Source organism: Dialister sp., from assembly GCF_036343215.1.
GTDB lineage: Bacteria > Bacillota > Negativicutes > Veillonellales > Dialisteraceae > Dialister.
Genome location: NZ_JAZASU010000100.1, coordinates 1 through 6129, shown reverse-complemented (window position 1 = coordinate 6129; position 6129 = coordinate 1). Strand labels below are relative to the sequence as shown.

General features: G+C 44.8%; 5 protein-coding genes. 3 read left to right on the top strand and 2 right to left on the bottom strand.

Annotation, left to right across the window (positions count from 1 at the left end):
• Positions 1–745 precede the first annotated feature (745 nt).
• Together VZT47_RS09075 and VZT47_RS09070 are read left to right on the top strand one after the other, a co-directional pair.
• Positions 746–1897: an AAA family ATPase gene (locus VZT47_RS09075; RefSeq protein ID WP_330224645.1), complete on the top strand. Its 1152-nt coding sequence runs from the start codon at positions 746–748 to the stop codon at positions 1895–1897.
• A complete protein-coding gene (locus VZT47_RS09070) occupies positions 1890–2525 on the top strand; it encodes a hypothetical protein (RefSeq protein ID WP_330224644.1) in 636 nt (211 codons plus the stop codon). Before VZT47_RS09075 ends, VZT47_RS09070 begins: the two co-directional genes overlap by 8 nt.
• A gap of 781 nt (positions 2526–3306) precedes the next feature.
• Here VZT47_RS09070 and rfbB read toward each other — a convergent pair.
• Positions 3307–4260, bottom strand: coding sequence for a dTDP-glucose 4,6-dehydratase (gene rfbB, locus VZT47_RS09065; RefSeq protein WP_330224643.1), 954 nt, complete (start codon positions 4258–4260; stop codon positions 3307–3309).
• Between the two features lie 563 nt (positions 4261–4823).
• On the opposite strand from rfbB, the gene VZT47_RS09060 reads away from it, so the two are divergent.
• Positions 4824–5234 (top strand): hypothetical protein, encoded by a 411-nt coding sequence (locus VZT47_RS09060; RefSeq protein ID WP_330224642.1) that lies wholly within the window; start codon positions 4824–4826, stop codon positions 5232–5234.
• Between the two features lie 97 nt (positions 5235–5331).
• Here VZT47_RS09060 and VZT47_RS09055 read toward each other — a convergent pair whose 3' ends face one another.
• Positions 5332–5751 (bottom strand): four helix bundle protein, encoded by a 420-nt coding sequence (locus tag VZT47_RS09055; protein ID WP_330224641.1) that lies wholly within the window; start codon positions 5749–5751, stop codon positions 5332–5334.
• Positions 5752–6129 lie beyond the last annotated feature (378 nt).

Below are 6129 nucleotides of genomic sequence, written 5' to 3'. Positions count from 1 at the left end.
GTCTAAAGGATTATTTTACGGAGGAACAATAATTCGTACACGCTTATCTTGATATTTTTGTACATTCTTAAGTTGAAAAAAATGTACATTCTTATCTTGACATTTACAAGGGGAACAACGGAAAACTGCCGAAGGCTGATGTTTCACTCGGAACTCGGAACTTCTATGCAGCCCATTTTACATCCCTCCCCCCTCAGTCTGCTTCGCAGCCAGCTCCCCCAGGGGGGAGCCAAAGCATCCGGCGGCGAAGCCGCCTATTCGAAGGTGGGCGGGTGGAATCTGCCGAAGGCTAATGTTTGACCGGGAACCGGGAACTTCTATTTGACAAAAAATAATCAAATTTTAATAAAATAAAATTTCCCTTTTTGCACTATATAGTCAGAGCAAACGAAAACGCCTGTGAACCTCCGCTGTGGCCATTCCCAGCGAAAGCGGAGAAGCGGAATCCGCGGCCCGTACATGGTACCATGGAATTAAGGTTTTCACCGGAATTAAAAAGAAAAAAATCCCTCAAAAGCAGCAGGAATCAGGTGCCTCGCTGTCTTTTGGAGGATTCTTTCTTTGAAATTTATAATTCATTTAGCTGAAATAGTAATCTCTAACCGACTATGTCATTTTTCAAATCAAATAGTGCTATGAACTATATGATACGATTAAATCTAAAAGATAATCGTCTTTTTCGTTTATCTATATTGACGACTCCTTTTGAATTGATTATATTTATTTCATAAGGAGGGCAACCGATATGATTACTTACTTCTCTATGGAAGGATTTCTTTCTATAAAAGATCCGATTGAAATTTACTTTATTCCTCGTCCTGGAACCCGCTTAAAAAATACGCGCTTTGCTGATAATTTTCTAAGTTCCGCTAAATATCGACTGGCAAAGTCTATACTCCTTTTTGGATTAAATGCATCCGGCAAGTCTAATGTACTGACAGGACTTTCTCACCTGACAGATATCATAAAAAACGGTCTGAATCTTGCAGCTATCGACAATGCACGTCGTAAACTGATTAACCTTGACAGCCAGTCCGCCGCTTTTACACTTGGGCTCTATGACGTGAAATCAGATAGAGAATACGTATATACCCTTCGCTATGATGACCACTCTATTCTAAATGAAAAACTACAAATAGATGATCAGACCATTTACTCCTTTGATAATAATAAACTTTCTATTTCTGATGAGCAGGACATCGCCAACCGAGATGCAATCATTCAGCTTATGTCCCGCCCATCCTCAGAACTACTCCTTTTCAAGCTGAATGATTATCTGACCCCTCAAATTACTTCATTCCGCAGCGTAGTCAATAAGATCATCTGCAATGTAAGGAATCCCCATCTGAACATAAACCGCAATGCTGCTCGTAACATTCCTGAAGAAATGAAATCCTTTTGGGAACAAAATCATGACTCTATCCTGACCGTTTTCCAGATGCTTGATTCCACAATTACCGATTTCATACTTATACCTTACCTGACTCACTCCTACGAGCTTGTCCTTTGTCGGGGCAAAAAACCATTTCCTTTAGGCATTGAATCACAGGGGCTGCAGAAAATCTGCGAAATAGTGGATGCCTTCATTGATACCATGATTCATGGAAATACCCTTCTCCTGGACGAGCTGGATTCTTCCATCAGCACACAATGCCTTCTCACCCTCTTTAATGACCTCATTCATACCGACTTCAACAAAGGCCAGTTCTTCATGACCTCCCATAATCCGCTCCTCATGAATCAGGATCTGTTCCATCCACAGCAGCTCTATATCGTAAACAAAAAGCCCGATCTCTCCACCGAAGTCTACTCACTCGATGATTTTGATCTCAGGGCAGATAAGGCGAAACTTTATGAAGATTACCTGAAAGGAAGATTTCATATAACCCATGTCTAAAAAGAGAAATATAATCAGACCTTCCTCACCCAAAAGACCGCTTGGAAAATCAGTTCTTATCCTTGTAGAAGGGAAAAAGACCGAGATGAATGTAATTCCGAACTATGTGGTCAAAGCGGCCTATCCCCACTTATCAATAAACTATGGAAACTACAACGGCGGAGGTTATATAGATATCCAAAACTGGATTACCAGGCACAGTGCCTCATTAGATATTGTACTGGTTATTTGTGACCTCGATCGGGCAGAAAGCGGCCAGAATGAGCAGGATACACTTTGCAGCGTCATTCATTTTCTGGAAAAAAATAATATCAAAAACAATATCTTCCTCACTTATCCCGCATTTGAAGACTGGCTGCTTCATGGGCTTCCCTTTACCCAATTCAGAGAACTCTATCAATGTCTTGGCTATCAGAACATACGCAGCCAAAAAGCAGATAAAAATCTATGGGTCCATTTCATAAAAAAAGGCGGCACCTGGGAAACTTCCAAAACCTGGTTCAAAAGCAAGCCCCTCTTCTATGAGAAAAAAGATTTTCAAGTCGGAAAGATAAATAAAGATTATATAAGTCAACCCCAAAGCTCTCTTTATTACTTTGATGAATATCTTAAATTACTAAATGAATAGGCAAAGGCACCTATTGAAATTGGCAATATTTCCGGATGAAGCCAGAATTTATAATTTAAAAAGCCCCAAAAGCAGCTTTCGAACTGTTTTGAGGCTTTTATATTACCTTTTTCAGTTTGAGCAGGACCCACACGAGCCCGGTAATAAATGCCGGGAAACATCCATCATCCCATCCGTCACTGCGTGACACCTTCCCTATCCAGGAAAGGTTGACCGATTCGCCGCCGAAGGTTGATGGGAAACTCGAAACTGGGAACTTATATGCGCCCAACTGTGGGCGGGCGGGTTGATGCGAAATGCCGAAGGCTTATGGAAAACTCGAAACTGGGAACTTATATGCGAGAAACTGTGGGCGGGCTGATGAATTCTGCCGAAGGCCGATGATTGTCTCGGAACTCGGAACTTCTATGCGAGTCAACTGGCAACTGGGAACTTCCATGCAAGCCATTCTACACCCCTCCCCCCTCAGACGCCTACGGCGCCAGCTCCCCCAGGGGGGAGCCTTTTCGCTATTGACTAAAAAGTCAACCTTGCCCGGCGAATAGCCCTCCTCGATAGGAGGGCTCCGCGATAGCGGTGGGAGGACGAACAAGTCGAAACGGCAGCCACCTCTGACAACATAAATCACAAAGCATGATTAATATGCCAATTGACTCAAACGCTGGCTATGCCCGGCGTCAGGCTCTCCCTGGGGAGAGCTCCGCGAAGCGGTGAGAGGGGAGTTATGGGAAATTGCCAGAGGCTGATGTAAAACTCGGAACTCGGAACTTCCATGCGTGATTTATCCCTGAAAGTATTTCCTATACCACTCCACCGTCTCTTTCAGTCCCCTTTCGAATGGAATTTCCGCCCTCCACCCCAATTGATTCTGAATTTTACCAGAGTCCATTGCGTACCGTCTGTCATGCCCGGGCCGATCTTTGACGTAGGAAATAAGGTTTTCCGGCTTTCCGAGGATATGCAGTATCTTTCTGACCAGTTCCACATTACTGATTTCGGAATTCCCGCCCACGTTATAGATTTCCCCGATTTTCCCATGGAGCAGTACCATTTCAATAGCTCTGCAGTGATCGAGTACGTGGATCCAGTCTCTCACGTTTTTTCCATCCCCATAGAGTGGAATTTCTTCATCCCTCAAGGCGCGGGAAATGGTGAGGGGAATGAGTTTCTCCGGATACTGGCAGGGTCCATAATTATTGGAGCAGCGGGTGATGGTCACGGGGATTCCATACGTCCGATGGTAAGAAAGGACCAGGAAATCCGCCGATGCCTTCGATGCGGCATAGGGAGAAGAAGGCCGGATGGGACTATCCTCAGTGAAAGGATTCCCTTCCGTGAGGGGCAGATCCCCATACACTTCATCCGTAGAAACCTGATGGAACCGGGCCCCGGATTTCCGGCAGCAGTCCAGGAGCACCGAAGTCCCCAGGATATTGGACTTTAGAAATACAGATGGATCCTCGATGGACCGGTCCACATGAGACTCCGCCGCGAAATTCACCACGATTTCGGGTCTTTCCTCCCGGAAAAGATTTTCCATCGCCCGGGAATCACAGATGTCCGCCCTCACGAACCGGAAATTCCACCGAGAAAGTACATCCCCCAGATTCTCCATCCGTCCCGCATAAGTCAACTTGTCCACGCAGACAATCCGGTCCCCCGGATGCCGATCCATCCAGTACCTTATGAAATTGCATCCGATAAATCCGGCCCCGCCGGTCACAAGAATATTCATGATGATTCCTCCTGTTTGGATTTATCATAATATGAAAGGCTATGGATGTACAGACACGCATTAAAGTTGCCAGTTGCCCATCAGTACGCTGACCCCGCCAATTGACTCAAAAGACAGCCATGACCGTAGGCAGGCTCTCCCTCGGGAGAGCTCCGCGAATGCGGTGAGAGGGGAACGACGGAAATCTGCCGAAGGCTGATGTTTCACTCGGAACTCGGAACTTCTATGCGAGCCATTTCGCACCCCTCCCTCCTCAGACGCCTACGGCGCCAGCTCCCCCAGGGGGGAGCCTTTTCACAATTGACTCAAACGCAGGCCCTGCCCGGCGTCCAGCCCTCCTCGAACAGGGCTCAAGGGCAGCGGAGGGAGGACGAACACATCAAAACGATTTTTATCCCTATCAGCAAAAACCAAAAGCATGCAAATCCCTGCACAAATGCCTCAAACGCCATATCTGACTGGCATTCCAAGTTCCTTGCTATTTCTAACTACACTTTTATATAATAAAGGCACAGGTCTTTTGAACCGTTTTATATCGGATGTTACTGAAAGCAGGAGCCATAATGAGTAGATCGAAAGAAATACCAATGAGAGAAATTACACTTTTGATTGATGACGAAGAAATCATTGGTGCATTTTATCATTATGAAAACGCGGAACGCTGTGCTGATAGTCTGTATCAGGAGGAGCTTGCAGCTATAGCAGAAGATAGCTCTTTAAACTTGAACAATGAGGATGAATACGCCCAGGCAGTACAAACTTTATCCTGGGAAAGCCGCCCCTATGTACTGGAAGTCGTAGAGATTCCATTCTCCAAACTAAGTGATAATCGATTCAAAAGAGAAAAAGGAGACACTATTCATCTGAAAAGCAAGAATATCGACGTAAAACTGGAAGACATTCGCGCACTCTTTGAAGGACAAAGATGCAGCCTGGTTAAAATGTACGATGATGATGAAGATCAAATGGAATAACTAAACTAATCCGGGCGAATCAAGCCGCACGAACATACACGTTATCATCGCTAAGCTCTAAATTATTAGCAGCAAAAAAGCAGCCCTTCAGCTGCTTTTATTTTTTATCTTTCTTCCGTTCTTTTTCTTTCCGTGCTTCTTCCTTTTCCCACTTCTGCCTTCTCTTCAGACTTTCAATGAACTTATCCAGCATCTGATTAACCCGTTCACACAATATCAGGGTCGTATTGATTTCCCATAGTTGGAAATATCCCACATCAAGACACAGGGTCAGTTGGACATGTACTTCTTCACCGGAGGCCCTGGCATAATTCAGGAAACGGATAAAATCTTTGAGTGTGGAACGAGTACTGCCCTCGGAAATATTGGATGGGATAGAAGTAGAAGCACGCTGCAGCTGATCAATCAGATTTTTCGTCTCAGAAGGAGGAAGTCTTTTCGTAATCTGATAAACCTCACGATTCAGCTCTCTGGCAAGATGCCAAACATCCAATTCCTGATAATTTCCTATTGCCATGATAAAATTCCTCCTTTCTTTTATTTTATAATAAATTTTTGCCTTCCGCTATTGCATGTATCGTTAGTGGCAAATCGACTTGTACTATTTGAGTCTTGCGATAGCTTCAGCCTGCATTCTGCAGGCATTTTGCCTACCGCTGCCACGTGAATCTTTAGTGGCAAATCGATTTACACCGTTCGAGTCTTGCGATAGCTTCAGCCTGCTTTCTGCAGGCATTTTGCCTACCGCTATTACGTGAATCTTTAGTGGCAAATCGACTTACACCGTTCGAGTCTTGCGATAGCCTCAGCCTGCTTTCTGCAGGCATTTTGCCTACCGCTATTACGTGAATCTTTAGTGGCAAATCGACTTACACCGTTCGAGTCTTGCGATAGC

Coding starts and splice junctions, on each gene's coding strand:
- rfbB (WP_330224643.1), bottom strand. CDS start 4,260: ATGAATATTCTTGTGACCGGCGGGGCCGGATTTATCGGATGCAATTTC.
- VZT47_RS09075 (WP_330224645.1), top strand. CDS start 746: ATGATTACTTACTTCTCTATGGAAGGATTTCTTTCTATAAAAGATCCG.
- VZT47_RS09060 (WP_330224642.1), top strand. CDS start 4,824: ATGAGTAGATCGAAAGAAATACCAATGAGAGAAATTACACTTTTGATT.
- VZT47_RS09055 (WP_330224641.1), bottom strand. CDS start 5,751: ATGGCAATAGGAAATTATCAGGAATTGGATGTTTGGCATCTTGCCAGA.
- VZT47_RS09070 (WP_330224644.1), top strand. CDS start 1,890: ATGTCTAAAAAGAGAAATATAATCAGACCTTCCTCACCCAAAAGACCG.